Here is a 20,842-nt window from a genome sequence, read left to right on the forward strand (position 1 = left end):
CCTCCCCTTCGGCACATCGCCGACGTCACCCATCCCTCTCTCCCCCGCCTGGGGGAGATGCGGGCCGTACCAAACAGGGAAAATCCGAACGGGGACGCCGACCTGATGCTGCCGCCGGCGAACGCGACAGCGAGCTCAGCGACCCCTGATCCGCTTGAGGTTCATCGCGTTCGGTCGGCGACCTGGTTCGCGAGCAGGGTGAGCGCTTGCGCCGCCCTCGGTGTCGGTGCGGCCGCACGCAGGTGCTCCAGCGCCGTGCGGGCGTGGCGGCGAGCCTCCTCGTCCGCCCACGCCCGGCCGCCCGCGGCCTCCACGAGGTCGGCGATGCGCTGCAGTTGGTCGGGATCGGACGGTTCGCGGTAGAGGTCGGCGAGTTCACGGGCGGCGGTGTTGTCAGCGGTCAGGGCCGCGGCGACCGGGAGGCTCTTCTTACGGGCTTGCAGGTCGGCCAGCCGGGGTTTGCCCGTGACCGCCGGGTCGCCCCAGATGCCCAGCAGGTCATCGGTGAGCTGGCCGGCCTGCCCCAGATGCGCTCCGTAGGCGCGGAGGTGGTCGATGCGGTCGGCGTCCGCGCCGCCCGCCAGCGCGCCGAGGGCGCAGGCTTCCGCGATCAACACGCCGCTTTTGGCGTGGGCCATGGCGGTGACCTCGGCCAGGGAGAAGTCGTCGCGCTCTTCCAGCATGAGGTCGGCGTGCTCACCCTCGACCAGCTGCTGCGCGGCCGTGACCAGCCACTTGACGCCGGTGCTCCCCAGCGGATCCGGAGCCTCCGCGAGCGTCCGCACACCGAGGAAGAGCAGCGCGTCGCCGAGGAGGATCGCCTCGGGCACTCCGGCCACCGCCCAGATGGCCGGGCGATGGCGGCGAAGGCGATCCCGGTCGAGGACGTCGTCGTGCAGCAGGGAGGCGTTGTGCACGAGCTCGATCGCGACGGCCGCGGGCACCGCCTGGCCGAACTCGCCGCCGACGGCCTCGCACGCGAGGAGGGTCAATATCGGACGCGTCCCCTTGCCCGTGTCCACGACATGGGCGCCCTGCTGGTCCGACCAGCCGAAGTGGTATTCGGCCAGGCGCCTCATCGGCGCGGACAGGCCGTTGACCGCGGTTTTCAGCGCCGGGACGACGGCCTTCCTTGCATCGATGAGCGTCCGCTCGACGGACAGCGCCGACGTCGGCAAGTTCTCTCCTCTGCGGTAGGGATATTCCTGATCTCGGGCCTGGAACCCATCGAGTCGCCCGCAACGGGCTCTCTCGGCTTGCGCCCGCGCCTTCCGCCATCTCCGGCGGAGCCTCACGTGCCGGCGGAGAAACCTGACCCGCCCCTACGAGATGAATGTATTCACCAGGGATAAAATCAATGGCTTTTCCATGATTCCCTTTTGTGATTTCTTTTTGACATTAAACCAGCTCATACGGGCATACGCCATGAGGAGAATTTCACACAGGTGGCGGGAATATCTGGCTCTTCGACTTCGAGGGAATAAACACCATCACGCCGAATTGATCTTTAATGCGTGCAGGCCGGCCCCCGGCCCGGCGGCGACAGGGTGGCCGAGCCGTGGCGGACGGCGTGACCGGCGGGAGCCAGGACCACGGGGAGAGGAACGGACCGTCAGTCGCGAGTGAAGGTGGTCCAGGCAGCGACCGTACGGAAACCGATCGACGTGTAGACGCCGACGCCCTGGGCGGAGGCCTGCAGGTAGGCGAACCGCGCGCCGGAGGCGAATCCATCCCGCACGAGCGCCTCCGTCATGACCTTGCCGTACCCACGTCGCCGGTACTCCGGCGACGTCGAGATGTTCCAGATCCCGAGGAGATCCCCGTGCCGCGTCGCGTAACCCGTCGTGGCCGGGCGGCCCTCCTCCTCCAGGAGATAGGCGGTCGCCCACGGTGCGTCAAGGAGTTCGCGCCTCGCGAACCACGACATGATCTCCAGCGGGGCCTCGAAACCGGCCGCCAGGGTCTCGCCGTAGACCTGGTGATCCTTCCCGTCGAGGGTACGGATCGGGTGCGCGCCCACGGACTGCGGCAGCGGCTCCGCGCTGTCCCTCACCATCAGCGGCGCGTGCTCGCGGGTGGTCAGCCCGTACCGCGTGACCAGATCGACGATCTCCGGAGCCGGCTCACCGAGGACGTTGATGCTCCAGGGCAGCGAACGGCCGTCCATCAGCGCGGCGAAGCTCTCCACCTCGTCGGCGTCCAGCAGGCCGCCGGGAGCGAATACGGTGTTCATGAACGCCGCCGGAAGCCCGCTCACGAGCCACCGGGTGTCATGCTTCCCACGCCAGAGCTCCCCGCTGGGAGCGAGCGCGAAGAGCGACTCGAACGTGTGCATGATCGAGCGCGTCACCTCCGTGGCCAGTGCGTTGCGGTTCCCGTCGTCCATATGCGGCTCCCATTTTTAGATCGTTACATGTGAGCCAAATGGCTCAAAAATGACGATAAGTTACATAAGCCGACATATTATACTTAAGGGACATACGATGCTCGCTGGCCTGGTGTGGTGCGCCTTGCCGAGCAAGGCACCGCTCAGCTACCGGTGCTGACATGGCCGGGGCGTAGCCGTTGTCGATACGGCTACGCCCCGGTTGATCAGGTATGTGTCAGGACAGCGGGGGCGTGCTGTAGGTCAGCAGCGAGGAGTCGTCGTCGTCCGGCACCGCCAGCAGTTGCAGCGACTTCCCGTTCGCCTGCAACCACACCGGGTTGCGGGTTATCGAGTGCCCGGCCGGGCTGAGCGCGGTGACCGGGACGGTGTTGATCGCGGTCATCGAGCGCAGGTCGAGCAGGGAGATGCCACCGAGTTCGAACCCCTGGCCGGCGATGGCCATGCCCGCGACACCACCGCAGACGGCCTTGCCCTTCTGCAGGTAGTGGCAGTCCTGGAAGTCGATGAACTGCTCGGGGTTGTTCACCTTCTGCTGCAGCTTGCCGCGCTTGTTCCAGGTGTAGAAGGTGCGCGATCCCCAGCTGACCCCGTTCAGGCGGTCGCTCGACAGGTCGTGCACGATGCCGCCGATGTGGTCGTCGACGCGCATCACCTCGGTCGCCTTCATCGTGGCCGGGTCGATCCTGTAGACGATCGCGTGGCTGTTCGGCCGGTATTCGGCGACCGGAACCCACAGGTAGCGGCCGTCGTAGTCGAGCCCACCGGGGTGGTAGACGTCGCCGTCGCGCAGCTTCAGATCGCGCAGCAGGTTACCGCCGGCGTCGAACTCGAAGAGGTGCCCGATGCCCGCGCCGGGGGTGCGGTCGTAGCCACCGCAGGCGGGATTGCACGGGGTGGTCGGCTGCAGGATCTCCACCGACGTCATGAAGTAGTGATCGCCCACCCGGACGATGCCCTGCGGGTGGAAGGTCTTGAAGTGCAGTGGCACCGGCGCGCTCGGCGTCCACTGGGTGCTACGGGTCACCTTGCCCAGCAGCTGGGCGGTGGCGCTGTCCCCTCGCTCGTGACCGGCTGCGGCGGTGTCGACAACCGTGGACGGGTCGGGAGTCGCCGCTCCCGCGGCGGCCGTGGTGCCGCCGACCATGGCGGACACGGCGAGGAAAGACAGCAGTAGTCGCTGCGGCATACGCAGGCGCACGATGACCCCTTCAAAAGAACAATTCATCAAATGACGCCAGTAAGCACATCAGACATCGCTTAACACCCAACAACCCTCGAATGAACCCACTGTGCGCATCGTGGAGATGTTCCGGACTGAACCGGGAAGCTTCCCCGGACAGGTCAGAACGCCCGTCGACTTCTGATGTCCAGCATCAGCGCGGGGTCCAGCGCCAGTGTGGCCACCGCCAGCCCGAGAAACACGATCGCCAGGTAGAACTGCGGCGAGAAGTCGCTGACGCGGAGGTGGGTGTAGAGGGCGCAGACGAAGTAGAGGATGAGGCCGGTCGCGGCGGCTGTCCCGACCAGTGGCACGCCGAGGAGCCCGAGCGTCAGCCAGACCGCGCCCGCGACCTTGGGAATGCCTATCGGAAAGGTCAGCCACGATTCGGGCACGCCGGCTCTCCGGAGCGCGGGACGGAGCGTCCGCATGATCGGCGCGAAGCGGGTTATGGCGGCGACGCCCGAGAAGGCGTTGGCGGCGGCGGTGACGAGAGCGGTGACGACGTAGGCGGTGGACACGAGAACTCCAGTGAGTCGTTGAGTCGATCAGTCGGTGCCGGGTTCGCGCACGGCCTCCTGATGACGGCTCGGGTTGCCGCCCCCTAAGAGCGCCCCCGGCCGTTCCTGGTCCCCGGCCTGACCCTGGCCGTGCGTGGTTGCCGACCCCTCTAAGAGCGCCCCCTGCTCGGGGAACGTGACATCGCCCGCACCGATATGACCCGCTGCCGCACCGCGTCGGCTCGTTGAGGGTGGGTGAGCCCGGTGGGTACCCTGGTCACGGGCTGAATTTGGCCTTCACCGACATAACCGAACATCTCGATGCCCTCAGGAAAGACCCGCGCGATGTTGTGAGCGACGCCCTCGACGGGCTAGCACCCGCCGCCGCAGAGGTCCTCGCCGATCCGATCACCCGGGCGTCAAGGAGTCCCTCGCGGGAGATCCCCGCCACCTCGCTCTTCACTCCTGATCCACCCCCCGGCACCCCTCACGTTCCGAGCGAGGAACAGGCCTCCGCGAGTGTGGGCCACCGATCGCTTTCCGACCAGGGCTCTTGAGCCATGCTTCCGCTTGAAAGGCATTAGATGTCCCCCATATCCGAGGGCGGCCACCCGGTGAGCACCTACCCGCCGGATCGGGAGAAGCCCGCGGCCGACGGTCTCGCGGCCTCGCCCCTGACGCGCGTCCCGATGAACACGTTCGCCATCGCATTCGGGCTCGCCGGGCTGGCCGCCACCTGGTCCCTCGCGAACGGCGCGCTCGCCGCGCCCGCGGCCGTCGCGGTCGCGCTGTGGGCACTCACCGCGATCGCATGGATCTGGCTCATCGTCACCCACGCGATCACCGGGCGCCGCTCGGGACAGCGTCTCGTCGACCAGTTGCGGAGTCCCGTACAGGGACCGATCGCAGCCCTCGTTCCGGTCGTGGGAATGCTCATCGGCGGCGAGGTGTACGAGTACTTTCCCGCGCTGGGAACCGGGATCGTGGTCGCCTTCATCGTGATCGCCGCGCTGTTCGCCGGTTGGCTGCTGGCGCAGTGGTCGCAGGGACTGTTCCACCTCGAGGACGTCCACGGCGGATACTTCCTCCCGACGGTCGCCGCCGGATTCATCGGCGCCAACTCGGCCGCGAAAGTCGGGCTGCACGGGCTCGGGCTCGGCGCCTTCGCCGTCGGCGTCTTCTTCTGGATCGTCGTCGGCACGCTCATCCTCGCGCGCATCGCCGTCAAAGGACCGCTTCCGGCCCCGCTGGTCTCCACTCTCGCGATCTACGTCGCGCCGCCCGCGGTGGGCGGACTCGCGTGGTTCAGCCTGAACGGAGGGAGGGCGGATCTCATCGCGTACGGCCTGGCCGGCCTCACCGCGGCACTCGCCTTGATGCAGGTCGGGCTTATCCCGGCCTATCGCAGGTTGACCTTCTCGACCGGTTTCTGGTCGTTCACGTTCCCGTATGCCGCCGTGGCCCGGCAGGCGGTCGACTGGCTCACCATCGAGCACCCCGCTCTGTGGCGGATGTGGGCGTGGCTCGTCGTCGCCGCCCTCACCGCCTTCATCGCGGCGATCGCCATCCGCTGGCTGCTGTCGACCCGTACGTCCTCGATGACGCGCACCGCGGGCCGTGTGGGGACGGCGTGAAGACGGCCCGACCGGCCCATGAGCGTTTCCCGCGTTCATGATTCCCGTAGGCGGCAGGACCGTGATGATCGTCCACTTCGGTGCTTCCGAGGCCGGGCCGATCACGTGATGGCGTCGGCGACGCGGTCGACCTGATCGAGGTCGGAGGACCAGCAGTAGAGCATGACCTCGTCGGCGCCGGCGTCGCCGTACGCGGTGACGGCCTGCCGGATCGCCTCCGGCGTGCCGAGCATCTCGTCGACCACCTTGGCCGCGCCGTCCCCCATGAAGCTGCGGTAGTAGTCGCCGAGGGTGTTTCGTGCCTCGTCCAGGATCGGTTCGGGGCCGAGGGCGGCGTTGACCTGGGCCACGAGCCGAGGGTGACCGGCACGCCCGGCGGCCCGCCACGATTCCTCGATGGTTCTGGAGAACCGATCCATCTGCTCCGGTGAGAGGCGGGTGCTGAGGAATCCGTCGCCCCAGCGGGCGATACGCTCGACGGTGGCGGGAACGGAGCCTCCGACCAGCATTTCGGGGCCGCCCCGGCGGGCCGGCGCGGGACCGATCGGCCCGACGTCCTCGGCGTACGGCTCCCCTGCCCAGACGCGCCGGAGGGTCGCCATCTGCTCGTTCAGGCGGCGCCCCCGGCTGCGGGCGTCGACGCCCACGGCCCGGTAGTCGTCCTCGCGCGCCCCGATCCCCACGCCGAGGGTGAAGCGACCATCCGAAAGCCGATCCAGGGTCGCGGCCTGCTTGGCGAGCAGGGCGGTCGCGCGCAGGGGTGCGAGCAGCACCTCGGTCTGTACGCGGATCCGGGAGGTGATCCCCGCGATGGCCGCCAGAGTGACCATCGGCTCAGGGGTGTCGTACACGATGCGGTCGAGCAGGCCGAGAGTCGAGAAGGGACCGGCCTCGGCACGCCGGGCCCAGCCGAGCAGGGACGTGGGGTCGCTCGCGGGCAGGCCGAGACCTACTTTCATGGGATCGCCCCCTCCGGGACCGGCTTCACAGGTACTGGCCGGCCTCGACGCTCTCCGGCTTCGACACCCGCACCGACACCACGTTGGCCAGATTGACGACCATGCCGTTCACGTCGGCCTCACTGCCGTATCTCGTCCGGGTCAGCACCAGGCTACGCCGCTCGTCCAGAGCGTGGGCGATCGCCTCCAACGCCTCGGCCTCCCCGGCGAAATCCCCGCTCATCACGTAGACGTCCTCACCGGCCACCGGGTGAAATCGAATGCTCAGTACGGCGTTGTCAGGCACGATCCGATCCTTTCCCCCGTAATCCCCAAGGAGTACCTGCCCCGGCATCGAACGCCGTAGACCTGCTGTAGGTGACTGCCCGTCGCCTGTGCAAGCGCGGGCGAGAGCGTAGAAGGTGCGCATTAATCACTCTTTAAATCTGCTTGAATCACTCCGTCTTACCGGGACGGTTCCGTGATGCGGTCATGAAGCCCGGGGCCGGTCACCGTCATTGACAAGAAGGCAAGATCACGACATGCCACGGGCCGCCTCTACACTGGCCGTTCGTCGTCCGGATGGGAGATTCTCGTGGCGCTTGTCGTCCAGAAGTACGGTGGTTCGTCTGTCGCGGACGCGACCTGCATCAAGCGGGTCGCGCAGCGGATCGTCGCGACGAAAAAGGCCGGAAACGACGTGGTCGTCGCCGTCTCCGCGATGGGCGACACGACGGACGACCTGCTCAACCTGGCCGAGCAGGTGTCGCCGCTGCCTCCGGCTCGCGAACTGGACATGCTGCTGACCTCGGGTGAGCGCATCTCGATGGCCCTGCTGGCGATGGCGATCGCCAACCTGGGGCAGGAGGCACGCTCGTTCACCGGCTCGCAGGCGGGTGTGATCACCAATGCCACGCACGGCAAGGCCCGCATCATCGACGTGACCCCCGGCCGGATCCGCGAGGCACTCGATCAGGGGCGGATCGCGATCGTGGCCGGATTCCAGGGTATTTCGCAGGGCACCAAGGACATCACCACGCTCGGCCGCGGCGGCACCGACACCACCGCGGTCGCGCTGGCAGCCGCGCTGGAGGCCGATGTCTGCGAGATCTACACCGACGTCGACGGCGTCTTCACCGCCGACCCGCGCATCGTGCCGACCGCACGCAAGATTCCCGGAATCTCCTATGAGGAGATGATGGAAATGGCAGCGTGCGGGGCGAAAGTCCTTCATCTGCGCTGCGTGGAGTACGCTCGCCGATTCAACATGCCGATTCACGTGCGCAGCTCGTTCAGCACCAGGGAAGGCACGTGGGTCGTCTCCGACCCTTACTCCGAAGGAACCGAGATGGAGCAGCCGATCGTCTCCGGCGTCGCGCACGACCGGAGCGAGGCCAAGATCACTGTTGTCGGCGTTCCCGACAAGATCGGCGAGGCCGCCGCCATCGTCAGGACCCTGGCCGACGCTGAGATCAACATCGACATGATCGTGCAGAACGTCTCGGCCGCCGCGACGGGTCGCACCGACATCTCCTTCACCATTCCGGCGACCGACAGCCAGACGGCGCTGGGCGCGCTCAAGAAGATCCAGGACCAGGTCGGGTTCGAGTCACTGCGGTATGACGACCAGATCGGCAAGATCTCGCTGATCGGCGCCGGGATGCGCTCGCATCCGGGCATCACCGCGAAGTTCTTCGCCGCCCTGGCCGGGGCGGGGGTCAACATCGAGATGATCTCCACCTCGGAGATCCGCATCTCGGTGATCGTCGCAGAGGACGGCGTGGACGCGGCCGTGGCCGCCGCGCACAAGGCGTTCGACCTGGACGCCGACGAGGTCGAAGCGGTCGTGTACGGCGGGACCGGACGATAAGCCGGCCGGGTTGCACGAACTCGTGGAAGCCGTCATAACGATCCAATGTGATCCCCTCTCGCCCGTTACCAACGCGCCCGAGAGGATCAAAGGCTGGAAACCACACCCAGTGTGTTGCAAGGACAACTCGGCACATGCCCACAAGCAGGTGATCGCGAGGATCACCGCCGTACGGCCGTCGAACCGAAGGCGGCGCCGCCGCCACCTCTCGCTGTCCATGGCGGCGCTTCCACGCCACCTGCGAGATGCGGGACATCGCAAATCTGGCGCTTTATCTGGCCGGCGACGAATCCAGCCACATGCGCGTTCCCTCATCCGCATTGATGGTGGAGAAACGCCGTTCCGGTGCTCCGTCTAAAGCGCTGGGTAAGGAGTAAGAATCGGAGCATCGCACCGGCTGTGTAATTTCGACTGTTTCGCCTTCTCCGAGGTGTCCCCGTCACGCCGACGCCGACCGGGAGCGTGCTGACCTCGGACGGGAGCTCCGGCTCCCCTCCCCGATCACCGAGGTCAGGACACCGCCGCCCGGATCGAACGCGTTCTCACGGAGTTCGGCCGGTAGTCCCTGAATTGGCGCGACGGCACGGCTCTTGAAAGCCCCAGTCCGGGTCTGCGGCCTTCCCGCCAGTGCCGTCGCGCCACTTATTACGAAAGCCGTCATGGGTGGACGGCGACCACCAATTATCTGCCTCCGCACCTGAAAACACGTGACGACTCGCACGAGGAATCGCGCCGGATCTCATCTGGAGAAGGCATGTCGGGCCAAATACCCCCTGGTCACGACGGGAGACCAGCCCGGGTCAGGCCGATGGCGCGGAGACGGGCTCGGACACGGTGCGGATGTCGCCATCGACACGAAGGCGAGGGTGCCGATGCGTCAGACATGGACCAAAATTACTGTACAGATCTGTCTGTTCCATCGAGCCAAGTGGAGCGGTTGACCGCGCCAAACGGGGCTCCGGGGAGGTCGTTCGCACAGCCCCATGGCACTCCGAGGTTACTGCGGGCGCCCTTCCCGGCTCACAGACCGCGCCGAAAAAGGCCTGTCTCACCGAGGAGAACAGTGGAGCCAGAAGAAAGATCAGCTGGTGACGGGCATTCGGAGGCGCCGACTGCGGCGATGTGTCACCGGGCCTCGGGGCCGGCCGCGCTCGGCGGCCCCGCCCCGTTTGACGAACCCAGACAGGCCTGTCTACTGTGAGGCGCGCATTAGACAGGTTGGTCTAGTCGCTACTTTGGGGGTAGTCGTGAGTAGGTCCGTACGTCATGCGGCCCGTCGGCGGGACCGCAGTCTGATAGGGCCCACCGCGGCTCTGGGGCTCATGGCCTCCGTCGTCGTGTCCTTCCTGGCGGCCTCCAGCGCGCCGACGCCGCTGTACGCGACCTACCAGGCCGAGTGGGGCTACACCCCGATCACCACCACGGTCGTGTTCGGTGTGTACGCCGTGGCCGTCCTGGTCTCGCTGCTCATCTTCGGCAGGATCTCCGACCACCTCGGCCGGCGTCCCGTGCTGCTGGCCGCGCTCGCGGTCCAGGCCGTGGCGATGATCGTGTTCGCCACCGCCGACGGCGTCACGGCGCTGCTGGTGGCCCGGGTGGTACAGGGCCTGTCGACCGGAGTGGCCGTGGGCGCGGTCGGCGCGGGCATGCTGGACATCGACCGGGCACGCGGCACCGTCGCCAACTCCGTGGCCCCCGGCATCGGCACCGCCACCGGCGCGCTGGCCTCGGCGTTGATAGTCCAGTACCTGCCCGCCCCGGCTCACCTGATCTATCTGCTGCTGCTGGCGGTGTTCGTCCTGCAGGCGGTGGGCGTGGCTCTGATGCGCGAGACGGCGTCACCCAAGCCCGGGGCTCTGGCGAGCCTCGTCCCGGAGATCGTGCTCCCGCGCCAGGTCCGCCGCCCCGTCCTGATCGCCGCTCCCGTGCTGTTCGCGGTCTGGTCCCTGGCCGGCTTCTACGGCTCGCTCGGCCCCGCGCTCACCGGCACCCTGGTCCACTCGCACTCGGCCGTGTACGGGGGGCTGAGCCTGTTCATCCTCGCGGGGGTCGCCGCGGTGTCCGTGCTGCTGCTGCGCAACGCGCCGACGCGGACCGTGCTGTACGCCGGGGCCCTGGCCCTGATCGTCGGTGTGGGCGTCACCCTCGTCTCGATCGGCGTGAGCTCGGCGGCCGGCTTCTTCGTCGGCAGCGCGATCTCCGGCGTCGGCTTCGGCAGCGGCTTCCAGGGCGGGATCCGGCTGGTGATGCCGCTGGCCAGGCCGCACGAGCGCGCCGGCGTCCTCTCCCTGCTCTACGTCGTGTCCTACCTGGGCATGGGCCTCCCCGCCGTGATCGCCGGAGTGCTCGTCGTCCACGTCGACGGCCTGCTCGGCACGGCCCGCGAATACGGGATCGCCGTCATCCTCCTGGCCGGCGTGGCACTGATCGGCCTGCTGACCAATCGTCAGGCGAGCAACCCCGTGCCCGCGACAGCCCACCCCTGACACGGGGCGGTCGCCACCGGCGCCCGGACACAGGCCGGGAAAACGATCCTGAAAACAGGAACAAGCGGCCTACAGGGCGCGCTGCCACAGAAGACGCGGCCGTGAGCGCCGCCTCCAGGAAAGGAACACGATCATGACGCGAGAGATCAGGGAACCCGGACCGGACCACCCCATCACCGTCGAAGCCGGCAAGACCCGAGTCGTCGCCCGCGTCGGCGACACGGTCATCGCCGACACGACCTCCGCGCTGACCCTGCGCGAGGCCGACTACCCGCCCGTCCACTACGTCCCCCTCGAGGACGTCGATCCCGCCGTGCTCCGTGACAGCACGACCCAGACCTACTGCCCCTACAAGGGCGACGCGTCCTACTACCACCTCGCCCTCCCCGGCCAGGAGCTCACCGACGCCGTCTGGGTCTACCGGACCCCGTACCCCTCGGTGAGCTCCATCGCAGGTCACGTCGCCTTTTACCCCGATCGGGTGACCGTGGAGGAGAGGCCCGCTGTAGACTAGACAGATCTGTCTAAAGGAGCGAGCCATGCCGAGGACCGAGACCAAGCCATCAGCCCGCGAACGCATCCTGGCCGCCGCCAACGAGCTGTTCTACCGCGAGGGCGTGCAGACGGTCGGCATCGACCGCATCATCGAGCACGCGGGCGTCGCCAAGGCCTCTCTCTACAACACCTTCGGCAGCAAGGAGGAGCTCGTCCGCGCCTACCTCGAGAGCCGTCACGCCAGCACCATCGAGCGCATCACCAGGGCCATGGCGCGCTTCCGCACGCCGCGTGAGCGCCTGCTCGGCGTCTTCGACGCCCAGGGTGAGCTGTTCACCGATCCCGCGTTCAACGGATGCGCGTTCGTCAGGGCCAGCGCCGAGACCACGCACGGCAGCTCCGTCGAGCACTCCGCCGACGAATACCGGGCGTGGGTGCGGGCCATGTTCACCGGCCTGGCCGAGGAGGCCGGGGTGGCCGACCCCGAGTCCCTCGCCCGCCAGCTCCATCTCCTGTACGACGGGGCCGGGCTGTCGGCTCGCATGGACCGCGACCCGTCCGCGTCCACCACCGCCCGCGCCGCGGCGGTCGCGCTCCTCGACGCCGCACCCAAGGTCCCCACCCAGCGCCGTTCGGACTGACCTGCCGCCTCCCCTGTGACACCGCACTACTTGACGCTCAACGACAAGTACTTGATACTCGGCGTCAAGTAGAAGGGAAGCGGGCATGGAACCGTGGCTCGACGAGCGTCGCGCCCTGGCCGAGGATCTCCGCAGGATCGTCGGCAGCAGGGTGCTCGATCCGCTGGACATCCTGTTCGGCGAGGACGACCTGTTCGGCGTGAGCGACAGCGAGCGTCTCCGCGAACGGCTGGAGGCGAAGAGCCGGGCCTGGGCCGACGTGCTGTTCGGCGAGGACGACCAGAAGGCCGCCTACCTGGCGATCCGTCTGGTGAGCGCCCTCTACCCGAGCGACGCGCCGTTCGACCCGCCCGCCGGATGGTGGGGCACGCCGCTGGGGAAGGCCGTCGCCAGGCGCGCCGGGCACCCGTCGGCGTCCGCGGTGCCGGTCTCGGTCACTGCGGCGATGCTCGGCATCACCCGCCAGGGCGTCCACGACCTGGTACGGCGGGGCAAACTTGACCGCGACCCGGACGGTGCGATCACCACGGCGTCGATCCATGCCCGCCTCTCCTCGCGTGGCAAACGGCCCGCGAGCAGCAGAGGGAGGTCGTAAATGACCGTTCACGCCGACAGGGATCTGCGCCTCGCGGACGGCCTGACCGTCGGACGGCTCGGCTACGGGGCGATGCAGCTGCCCGGTGCCGGCTCGTGGGGGCCGCCGCAGGATCACGGCACGGCGCTCGCCGTACTGCGCCGGGCGGTGGAGCTGGGCGTCACCCACATCGACACCAGCGATTTCTACGGCCCGCACGTGGCCAACGACCTGATCAGGGAGGCTCTGCATCCCTATCCCGGCGACCTGGTCATCGCCACCAAGGTGGGCGTGGTCCGCGACGAGTGGCGGGGATGGAACGCCGCCGCCGAACCGGAGCGGCTCCGCGAGCAGGTCGAGGAGAACCTCGTCCGGCTGGGCAGGGACCGGCTCGACCTGGTCTACCTGCGGGTGGGCGGCGACGGGCTGATGTTCCCCGGCGACACGCCCTTCGCCGAGTCCTTCGGAGCGCTCGCCGACCTGCGACGGCGTGGGCTGATCCGCCACCTCGGGCTCAGCGGCGTGACCGCAGGCCAGCTCGCCGAGGCCCGCGAGATCGCTCCCGTGGTCGCGGTGCAGAACCGCCTCCACATCTTCGACCGGTCCAGCGCGGACGTCCTGTCCGCATGCGAGGCCGCCGGCATCGCGTTCGTCTCCTACTTCCCCCTCGCCGCCGGGATGCTCCGCCCCGGCCTCGACCTGTCGCAGGCCCCGCCCGGCATGGCCCCCTCCCCCGAACAGCTCGCGGCGCTCGACGAGACCGCCGGCCGTTACGGCGCGACCCGCGTCCAGACGGCGCTCGCCTGGCTGCTCGGTCATTCGCCGGTCACCCTCGCCATCCCGGGCACCTCCTCCCCGGCCCATCTGGAGGAGAACATCGCGGCGGCCCGCCTGAGCCTGACCGGCGACGACCTCGCCGCCCTGGACAAACTCGCCTGAGCGGACGACTCCGTCGCCGTACCGCTTCTGCCCTCCATCGTCGCCGGCGCGGTCTCCCAATCTCGGTGCTGATTGGATAGGCCCTCCGGTCCGATCGTCGGTCCTCTTCTGGTCGGCCGGTGCCCGAAGTGCGCCCAGATGGGCGTCCAACGCCCGCGGCAGTCCGACGCCGATCGCCCGGTTCCAGATCGACGTGCTTGAGCACCAGGTGAAGTCCGCCTTTCCGCCGGCCGATGCAACCTCCGGACGGACTCGGCGCATCAACCTGGTGTGAAGCTATTTCTCTGGGAGACCGATGAGCCTCGATGATGAGTACACCGCCTACGTGAGTGGGCGGCTGCCATGGTTGCGGCAGATCGCCTACCCGCTGTGCCAGGACTGGCACCGCGCCGATGATCTGGTGCAGACGGCGATAACGCGGCTCTACGTCAAGTGGCGCCAGGCGCGCGCCGCCGACAACCTCGACGCCTATGTCCGGGTGATTCTGATCCGGGTCTTTCTCGCCGAGCAGCGCGGCGGCTGGTTTTCGCGGGTACGGCTGGCACCCACGCCACCCGACTCCCCGTTCGAGGACAGCGACCGTGACTCGGCCATGGACATGCACCGGGCACTCGCCGCAGTGCCGCCGCGCCAGCGCGCCACCCTCGTACTGCGCTTTCACTGCGACCTGAGCGTCGAGCAGACCGCCGACACGCTCGGTTGCTCCACCGGAACCGTCAAGAGCCAGACCTCCCGCGGCCTGGCCACTCTACGCTCGATACTCGGCGCGCCGGACTCCCACCTGGCACATACGAAGGAACGTTGATGGATGCCAAATACCTGTTCGACACGCTGGCGCGCGAGGAGCAGCCGCCCATCTCGGTGGACGTGAACCGGGCCGTCGTCGCCGGACGCGCGACACGCAGGCGCCATAAGGTGACCGCCGTCGCGGTTTCGGCGCTGTCGGCGTGCCTGGCCGTCACGGTGGCCTGGCTCGGTTTCTCACAACCGGGGCAGCGGGACGGCGTCATCGTCGCCGTGCCCGCCCAACCGTCCGCCGTATCCACGGCGTCGTCCGATCCAACCTTGGAGAAGATGGTCAAAAAGGCCGTCGAGAGGATGATGAAGGAACATCCGCCCATCGGGCCGATCGCTTCCATTCCGGAGATACCGACCCGGATGTGGCTGGGCAAGCCGACCCCCGGCGAGAAAGATCTCGCCATGTGTGCCGTGCAACCGCAAGAGACCGGCTGCTCCACTTTTTCTCGGCTCCCCGCCAAGGAGTTCGCTCGTGAGCAGAGAAGAAGTTCCCGAGCCCGGAGCGAGAGGGAGATACGAGGCGCCCATCCCGCGGCCACCGAGGAAGAGGTGCTCAGACTGCTCCAAACGGAGAAACGCAATGTCAGAGAGGGAATCGCGTACGGTATCGCGAGGGACCTGGTCCACGGAGTGACGATGATCACCCAGGACGGACGGAAGATTTCCGGAAGCATCACGCGGGGCCTCGGAGCGGGGCTCGGGGTGTGGGTCGTGAAGTACCCCTCCGGCGTCACGGCGCAGACGCTGGTCTTCACCGGCGCGAACGGTGAGACCCTGCAGCGCATCCAGAACAACCTCGCCGGCTACTGACCGGCTCCCGCCACCACGGCACTGGCCGAATCAAGATTCTCGTGGTCGAAGCCGTACACCATCGTCGAGGGTTTTCCGGTGACGGCGAGCCGGTCGCGGCACCGGCCTCCGGAGCGGTGAACGCACGCGGCGTCCCGGCGACAAGAGCTACGAACGGTGATCTCATCCTGAGTTCAGGGGCCCGGCCTCACGGGTGGGGGTGGGCGTCTCCGCCCGTGAGGGCCACAGCCGCAGTGGACCCCCGCTCCGCACTCCCGGCGGAGCCCGGCCCGTCCGGCCTTCGACGGCGTCCCTGACGGCCGGAGCCGGGCGTGAACCCGAAACCGGGTTCACGGCGATACATCCCTGACCGCGTCCCCCAGCAGGAAGGGTTGCCGCCATGCCATGGTGCCCGCGATGACCGTTTCACCCACCACGCGAATCCGTGACTCCGACATCGTGAGCGAGTCGTGGACGAGCCCGGAGGTGTTCGCCGAGCTCTTCGACCGCTACTCGGACATGCTCTACCGCTACGTCTCGCGCCGGCTCGGGCCGGAGATCTCCGAAGACCTGGTGGGCGAGACGTTCCTGGTCGCCTTCGCTCGCCGTACGCACTACGACCTCACGTATACCGACGCCCGCCCGTGGCTGTTCGGCATCCTCACCAAGCTTCTCTCCCGGCACCGCCGTACCGAGGCCGCCCGTTACCGGATGCTCCAGCGCAGTCCGGTCGAGGACGTGCTGGAGTCGCCCGCCGACCGGACGGCCGAGAGGGTCACCGCACACGCCTCGCGCCCGGTGCTCGCCAGCACGCTGGCCGCGCTCTCACCCAAGGACCGCGACGTCCTGCTGCTGGTCGCCTGGAGCGATCTGTCGTACGTGGAGGTCGCCCGGGCCCTCGACATCCCGATCGGCACGGTTCGCTCCCGGCTCAACAGGGCCAGGCGCAAGGCTCGCGCCGCGCTCGGCGACACCAATCCGATCAACGAGGGGGAGTAACCGTGGACGACCTGAAGCTGCTCCGCGACCTCGGCCGCGACCTGGAGCACGACCCTCCGGCCACGCTGGCTCACCAGCGACGACGGCTGCTCGGCGCCTCCACCGGTACGGGCTCCCGGTGGACGCGTCGCTCGGCGATGCTCAGACCGTTCGGCTCCCTCGGTGGGGGCTCCCGGCGGAAGCGCCACTGGACGACGCTCGGACTGATCGCCGCGGCCACCGCGGCCGTCGCCCTCGTCCCCGCCCTGTTCCTGGGCGGGAACCCCCGGCCTTTCCTGGGTGGAGACTCCCGATCCGTGCTGGCCCCCGTGGGGGATCGCCCGGAAAAGCGGAGCGAGGCCCTCAACGTGCTGCTGATCGGCACCGACAGCCAGGTGGGCACGCCGCGGTATCGCACGGGCGGCGCGCGAAGCGACATGATGATGCTGCTGCACCTGCCCGCCGACCGCAAGAAGATCACCGTCATCAGCATCCCGCGTGACTCGATGGTCCGGATCCCGTCCTGCGGGCAGGACAGCCCCGCCCGGACCGAAATGATCAACTCGGCGTTCAGAACGGGCGGGCTGGCCTGTGCCTGGAAGACCGTCGAGTCGCTGACGAAGGTGCGCGTCGATCACGCGATCGAGCTCGACTTCTCCGGTTTCATGGCGATGGTGGACGCCGTCGGCGGGGTGGAGGTGAGGCTGCCGCGAGCGATGGACGATCCCAAGGCGAAACTGCACCTGCCCGCGGGCAAGAGCCTGGTCAACGGCGAGCAGGCGCTGGCCTACGTACGGGCCCGCTACACCATCGGTGACGGCTCCGACCTCGGGCGGATGAAGCAGCAGTATGAGGTCATGAGGGAGCTGGCGAAGAAGGCGAAGAAACTGCTGGCCAACCCGGCCGAGCTGTTCTCCTTCCTCACCGGGGCCACTAAGTGGATCAAGGCCGACGCCGGGCTCGACCTGGAGACGATGAGCACGATCGCCGTCAGCCTCACGAAGACCGACCCGGAGGACATACGTTTCGTCGTCGTTCCGTGGGGTCCGTACCCCGAGGATCCTCACCGGCTGAAGTGGGTCCAGCCGGCCGCCGACCAGCTTTTCGCCTCGATCAGATAGGAGTCGCGCCGGCATCCGGCGGCGAACCGGTCGCCGCTCTCGTGGTTCTCGGCGCTCTCCTGCCGGCCTGGCCCGGCAACCGGCTACGGCTTGGCGCACCCGCGGCATGCCCGGAACAACGGCCAGGCCGACCTGCCGCGTGAGCGGATCGACGACATCACCCGGCGAACAGCCCAACCAGGCTCGGGGCCGGCCGAAAGCCACACGGGCGTCCGTGGTGGCCGTCGGCCGACCCCACCCTCTACCGGAAGACCGGCTCGGGCATCAGGCCGTCAGGATTGACGGGCGACCGGTGAGCGGCGGCGGGGCTGTTGTCACTCGTCCTCGTCTTCTTCCACCGCGAGGACGAACCTGACCGACTGCACATCCGCCGGTCGACCCAGATATGTGCCCTCCTGCCAGGGGTTCACGAGACCCACGAACTCGCCCATGCAACCCTCGGTCGTGTAGAGCTCGACCGCGTAGGCGGTGGGGTTGTCCACCATGCTCGTGCGATAGAAGGGCTCGACCCCGACGCACCCTTGGTTCGCGGGCATTTCGAGGGGTGTTTCCCCGGCCTCGTCCCACAGCTTCAGCACGCCGGCATTAACGGTGGCGACGGCCGGAGCCGCACCGGCCGCGACGAGGAGCCCACCGGCGAGCAGCGCGGAGACCGCGAGCCTGGCGAGGCGACGGTTGGACATGAAGGTCCTCCCTGAAGGGGAGTAGGTGGCGGCGTCGGCGGACCCTTCGCCATCCACGACGCATGGTAAACAATTAACCACTCTTGGTAGTCAAGAATGATGGATCACCACGTCGAATGTCCGCGTGGTGGGATCCGGCCTACGCCGTTGAACGGCTCATGGCCGCACCACACCCACGCGCGACACGGCTGGACGATTTTCCCGGCGATCGGGCGATGGACGAGTCTGGCCGAAGAGAGACCGGGCGCCGAGGTTCAGCGGTAGTTGCTGATCTCGATGAGGTTGTCGTCGGGATCTCGCAGATAGACGCTCAGGATGGTCCCCGTCGCTCCCGCGCGGGTCACGGGGCCCTCTTCGATCTCGACGCCGTGCTCGGTCAGTTCCGCGATGACCGCGTCCAGCGGATCGTCGGCGATGAGGCACAGGTCGGCACTGCCGGGCGTCGGTCGTGCCGCCTTCAGCGCCAACTCCCGTCCCGCCTCGTGCAGATTGATCTTGCTGTTGCCGAACGCCAGGGCGCGTCGTCCCTCTCCGAACGTCACCGCCCGCATCCCCAGCACACGGGTGTAGAACTCCACCGTCGCCTCGATGTCGGCGACGGTCAGCACCAGGTGGTCGAGATGGTCGATCCGCATCCGTCCACCGTAACGGTCTCCATCGGGCCGGTCGACCTGGAGCCGGTGACACGCCGGTCGACGGCATCCCGGGAAGCCCACGGCGGGCGTGGCCGGCGGTACGGCCGGGCGGCCTTCCTGACGCTGACGTACGAGAACGTCTGGATCGAGCTGCCGGGGGTGCCGGGGATCGCCCGCGACGTTCGTGCACCGGGCATGCTCGGCCCAGGCGACGAGATCCTCGGTCGCGCGCACCCTCAACCAAGCACTACATCCTCTTGACGATACGCATCATAAATGTTGAAAATGAGAGGGAGACGCGCACCGCCCTGGAGGTCGTGACCATGTCCCAGCCCGAGGTGTCCTTCGACACCGAGCCCGGCCGTTACCGGCACCTCAGGCTCGAGTTCGACGGTGAGATCGCCAGGATCGTGCTGCGGGTCGACGAGAGCGGCGGGCTGGTTCCGGGGTACGAGCTCAAGCTCAACTCCTACGACCTGGGCGTGGACATCGAGCTGTACGACGCGGTGCAACGGCTGCGGTTCGAGCACCCGGAGGTCAGGGCCGTGGTCGTCACGGGCGGCCTGGAGAAGGTGTTCTGCGCGGGGGCCAACATCCGGATGCTGGCCCAGTCGGAGCACTCCTGGAAGGTGAACTTCTGCAAGTTCACCAACGAGACCCGCAACGGCATCGAGGACGCCACCGCCCACTCGGGGCAGACCTACCTCGCGGCGGTCAACGGCACCGCGGCCGGCGGAGGGTACGAGCTGGCGCTGGCCTGCGACCAGATCATCCTCATCGACGACGGCTCGTCGGCGGTCTCGCTGCCCGAGGTGCCGCTGCTGGCCGTACTGCCGGGCACCGGCGGGCTCACCCGGGTGGTGGACAAGCGCGGAGTGCGCAAGGACCTGGCCGACGTGTTCGCCACCAGGAGCGAGGGCGTCCGCGGCAGGACCGCGGTCGAGTGGCGGCTCGTGGACGAGACGGCACCGCGCAGCAGGTTCGCGGAGACCGTACGGCAGCGCGCCGCTGAGGCCGCGGCCCGCTCCACCCGCCCGGCGGGCGCCGAGGGGATCGCCCTGCCGCCGCTCCGGCGGTCACAGACCGGCGACACGATCGCCTACTCCACCGTCAGGGCCGAGCTGGACCGTGCGAACGGGCTGGTGGAGATCACGGTGCACGGCCCGCGTCACGACGTCCCCGAGAGCCTGGAGCGGATCCACGAGCTCGGCGCCGACTTCTGGCCGCTGGCGATGACCCGGGAGCTGGACGACCTGATCCTGCGGCTGCGCACCAACGAGCTGGAGCTGGGCACCTGGGTCCTGCGGACGGAGGGCGACGTCGACCGGGTGCTCGCCTTCGAACGGGTCCTCGCCGAGCACGGCCGCGCCGACTGGCTGGTCAACGAGATCCGCCACTACTTCAAGCGCACCCTCAAGCGGCTGGACGTGACGAGCCGCAGCCTGATCGCGCTGATCGAGCCGGGTGGTTGCTTCGCCGGACCGCTGCTGGAACTGGCTCTGGCCTGCGACCGCCAGTACATGCTGGACGGCCTGCTCCAGGAGGACGAGCCCGCACGGATCGCGCTCACGGCGAACATCGGGGAACCGGAGCCCGAGGAGAAGGATGAACCGAAACGCGGGGGGATCGCGCTCGCCCCAGGTGACGGGGAGCGCGAGCCCGCGCGGATCGTGCTCACGGCGAGCAACTTCGGCTCCTTCCCGATGGGCAACGGACTGTCCCGCCTGGCCTCCCGCTTCCACGGCGACCCCGACCACGTCGCCAAGCTCCATCTGGAGGCCGGTCGCCGGATCGACGCCGCCGAGGCGCTGGAACTGGGCCTGGTCACCTTCGCCCCCGACGACCTCGACTGGGAGGACGAGGTCCGCATCGCGCTGGAGGAGCGCGCCTCGCTCAGCCCGGACGCCCTGACCGCCATGGAGGCCAACCTTCGGTTCGCCGGCCCGGAGACCATGGAAACCAAGATCTTCGCCCGGCTGACGGCCTGGCAGAACTGGATCTTCAACCGTCCGAACGCCGCCGGACCGGAGGGCGCCCTGCGGCTCTACGGCACCGGCCGCCGGGCGACCTTCGACCGGAGGCGAGTCTGAGATGCCCATCGAACGCACCTCCGCCCGAGGCGAGCCTGAGATGTCCGCCGACCACATCCCCAG

The 20,842-nt window shown here is 68.3% G+C and carries 21 protein-coding genes; 13 read left to right on the top strand and 8 right to left on the bottom strand.

The window, feature by feature from the left end:
- Window positions 1-161: 161 nt before the first annotated feature.
- The 4 genes from DKM19_RS43125 to DKM19_RS43140 all read right to left on the bottom strand — a co-directional run bounded on the left by DKM19_RS43125 (window position 162) and on the right by DKM19_RS43140 (window position 4,129).
- Window positions 162-1,178, bottom strand: a complete 1,017-nt coding sequence (locus DKM19_RS43125; RefSeq protein WP_204358483.1) for a polyprenyl synthetase family protein — start codon at window positions 1,176-1,178, stop codon at window positions 162-164.
- 434 nt (window positions 1,179-1,612) lie between these two features.
- Entirely contained in the window at window positions 1,613-2,386 is a 774-nt protein-coding gene (locus DKM19_RS43130; protein WP_110704272.1) for a GNAT family N-acetyltransferase, read from the bottom strand.
- Between the two features lie 217 nt (window positions 2,387-2,603).
- Entirely contained in the window at window positions 2,604-3,587 is a 984-nt protein-coding gene (locus DKM19_RS43135) for a DUF6454 family protein (RefSeq protein ID WP_162642202.1), read from the bottom strand.
- 143 nt (window positions 3,588-3,730) lie between these two features.
- Window positions 3,731-4,129, bottom strand: a complete 399-nt coding sequence (locus DKM19_RS43140; RefSeq protein ID WP_110704276.1) for a DoxX family protein — start codon at window positions 4,127-4,129, stop codon at window positions 3,731-3,733.
- Window positions 4,130-4,692: 563 nt separating this feature from the next.
- Here DKM19_RS43140 and DKM19_RS43145 point away from each other — a divergent pair.
- Entirely contained in the window at window positions 4,693-5,742 is a 1,050-nt protein-coding gene (locus DKM19_RS43145; protein WP_110704278.1) for a hypothetical protein, read from the top strand.
- 101 nt (window positions 5,743-5,843) lie between these two features.
- On the opposite strand, the gene DKM19_RS43150 is transcribed toward DKM19_RS43145, so the two are convergent.
- Both DKM19_RS43150 and DKM19_RS43155 read right to left on the bottom strand, forming a co-directional pair.
- The gene (locus tag DKM19_RS43150; protein ID WP_110704280.1) at window positions 5,844-6,701 is read right to left on the bottom strand and encodes an LLM class flavin-dependent oxidoreductase; all 858 of its coding nucleotides are present in this window, start codon (window positions 6,699-6,701) and stop codon (window positions 5,844-5,846) included.
- A 25-nt stretch (window positions 6,702-6,726) separates the two neighbouring features.
- Window positions 6,727-6,987: a hypothetical protein gene (locus DKM19_RS43155; RefSeq protein ID WP_110704282.1), complete on the bottom strand. Its 261-nt coding sequence runs from the start codon at window positions 6,985-6,987 to the stop codon at window positions 6,727-6,729.
- A 288-nt stretch (window positions 6,988-7,275) separates the two neighbouring features.
- Between DKM19_RS43155 and DKM19_RS43160 the strand changes: the two genes are divergently transcribed.
- From DKM19_RS43160 to DKM19_RS43205, 10 genes are all read left to right on the top strand, one after another.
- Entirely contained in the window at window positions 7,276-8,550 is a 1,275-nt protein-coding gene (locus DKM19_RS43160; protein WP_110704284.1) for an aspartate kinase, read from the top strand.
- Window positions 8,551-9,872: 1,322 nt separating this feature from the next.
- Window positions 9,873-11,036 (top strand): MFS transporter, encoded by a 1,164-nt coding sequence (locus DKM19_RS43165; RefSeq protein WP_204358484.1) that lies wholly within the window; start codon window positions 9,873-9,875, stop codon window positions 11,034-11,036.
- A gap of 133 nt (window positions 11,037-11,169) precedes the next feature.
- On the top strand, window positions 11,170-11,550 hold the full coding sequence (locus DKM19_RS43170; RefSeq protein WP_110704286.1) for a DUF427 domain-containing protein: 381 nt from the start codon (window positions 11,170-11,172) through the stop codon (window positions 11,548-11,550).
- Window positions 11,551-11,575: 25 nt separating this feature from the next.
- Window positions 11,576-12,172, top strand: a complete 597-nt coding sequence (locus DKM19_RS43175) for a TetR/AcrR family transcriptional regulator (RefSeq protein ID WP_110704288.1) — start codon at window positions 11,576-11,578, stop codon at window positions 12,170-12,172.
- An 85-nt stretch (window positions 12,173-12,257) separates the two neighbouring features.
- A complete protein-coding gene (locus DKM19_RS43180; protein WP_110704290.1) occupies window positions 12,258-12,767 on the top strand; it encodes a hypothetical protein in 510 nt (169 codons plus the stop codon).
- The gene (locus DKM19_RS43185; RefSeq protein ID WP_110704292.1) at window positions 12,768-13,685 is read left to right on the top strand and encodes an oxidoreductase; all 918 of its coding nucleotides are present in this window, start codon (window positions 12,768-12,770) and stop codon (window positions 13,683-13,685) included.
- A gap of 295 nt (window positions 13,686-13,980) precedes the next feature.
- Window positions 13,981-14,490 (top strand): SigE family RNA polymerase sigma factor, encoded by a 510-nt coding sequence (locus DKM19_RS43190; protein WP_110704294.1) that lies wholly within the window; start codon window positions 13,981-13,983, stop codon window positions 14,488-14,490.
- A complete protein-coding gene (locus DKM19_RS43195) occupies window positions 14,490-15,293 on the top strand; it encodes a hypothetical protein (protein WP_110704296.1) in 804 nt (267 codons plus the stop codon). Before DKM19_RS43190 ends, DKM19_RS43195 begins: the two co-directional genes overlap by 1 nt.
- 396 nt (window positions 15,294-15,689) lie before the next feature.
- Window positions 15,690-16,271, top strand: coding sequence for an RNA polymerase sigma factor (locus tag DKM19_RS43200; RefSeq protein ID WP_110706393.1), 582 nt, complete (start codon window positions 15,690-15,692; stop codon window positions 16,269-16,271).
- 2 nt (window positions 16,272-16,273) lie between these two features.
- Window positions 16,274-17,371, top strand: a complete 1,098-nt coding sequence (locus tag DKM19_RS43205) for an LCP family protein (protein ID WP_110704298.1) — start codon at window positions 16,274-16,276, stop codon at window positions 17,369-17,371.
- Window positions 17,372-17,685: 314 nt separating this feature from the next.
- Here DKM19_RS43205 and DKM19_RS43210 read toward each other — a convergent pair whose 3' ends face one another.
- Both DKM19_RS43210 and DKM19_RS43215 read right to left on the bottom strand, forming a co-directional pair.
- Window positions 17,686-18,054, bottom strand: coding sequence for a hypothetical protein (locus DKM19_RS43210; protein ID WP_110704301.1), 369 nt, complete (start codon window positions 18,052-18,054; stop codon window positions 17,686-17,688).
- A 254-nt stretch (window positions 18,055-18,308) separates the two neighbouring features.
- Window positions 18,309-18,689: a VOC family protein gene (locus DKM19_RS43215; RefSeq protein WP_110704303.1), complete on the bottom strand. Its 381-nt coding sequence runs from the start codon at window positions 18,687-18,689 to the stop codon at window positions 18,309-18,311.
- On the opposite strand from DKM19_RS43215, the gene DKM19_RS51330 reads away from it, so the two are divergent.
- Both DKM19_RS51330 and DKM19_RS43225 read left to right on the top strand, forming a co-directional pair.
- Window positions 18,675-18,950 (top strand): hypothetical protein, encoded by a 276-nt coding sequence (locus DKM19_RS51330; protein WP_204358485.1) that lies wholly within the window; start codon window positions 18,675-18,677, stop codon window positions 18,948-18,950. The two genes, DKM19_RS43215 and DKM19_RS51330, sit on opposite strands and share 15 nt — an antisense overlap.
- 62 nt (window positions 18,951-19,012) lie before the next feature.
- On the top strand, window positions 19,013-20,779 hold the full coding sequence (locus DKM19_RS43225; RefSeq protein WP_239513907.1) for an enoyl-CoA hydratase-related protein: 1,767 nt from the start codon (window positions 19,013-19,015) through the stop codon (window positions 20,777-20,779).
- The last annotated feature ends 63 nt before the right edge of the window (window positions 20,780-20,842 follow it).

The organism is Streptosporangium sp. 'caverna', assembly GCF_003203775.1.
GTDB classification, from domain to species: domain Bacteria; phylum Actinomycetota; class Actinomycetes; order Streptosporangiales; family Streptosporangiaceae; genus Streptosporangium; species Streptosporangium subroseum.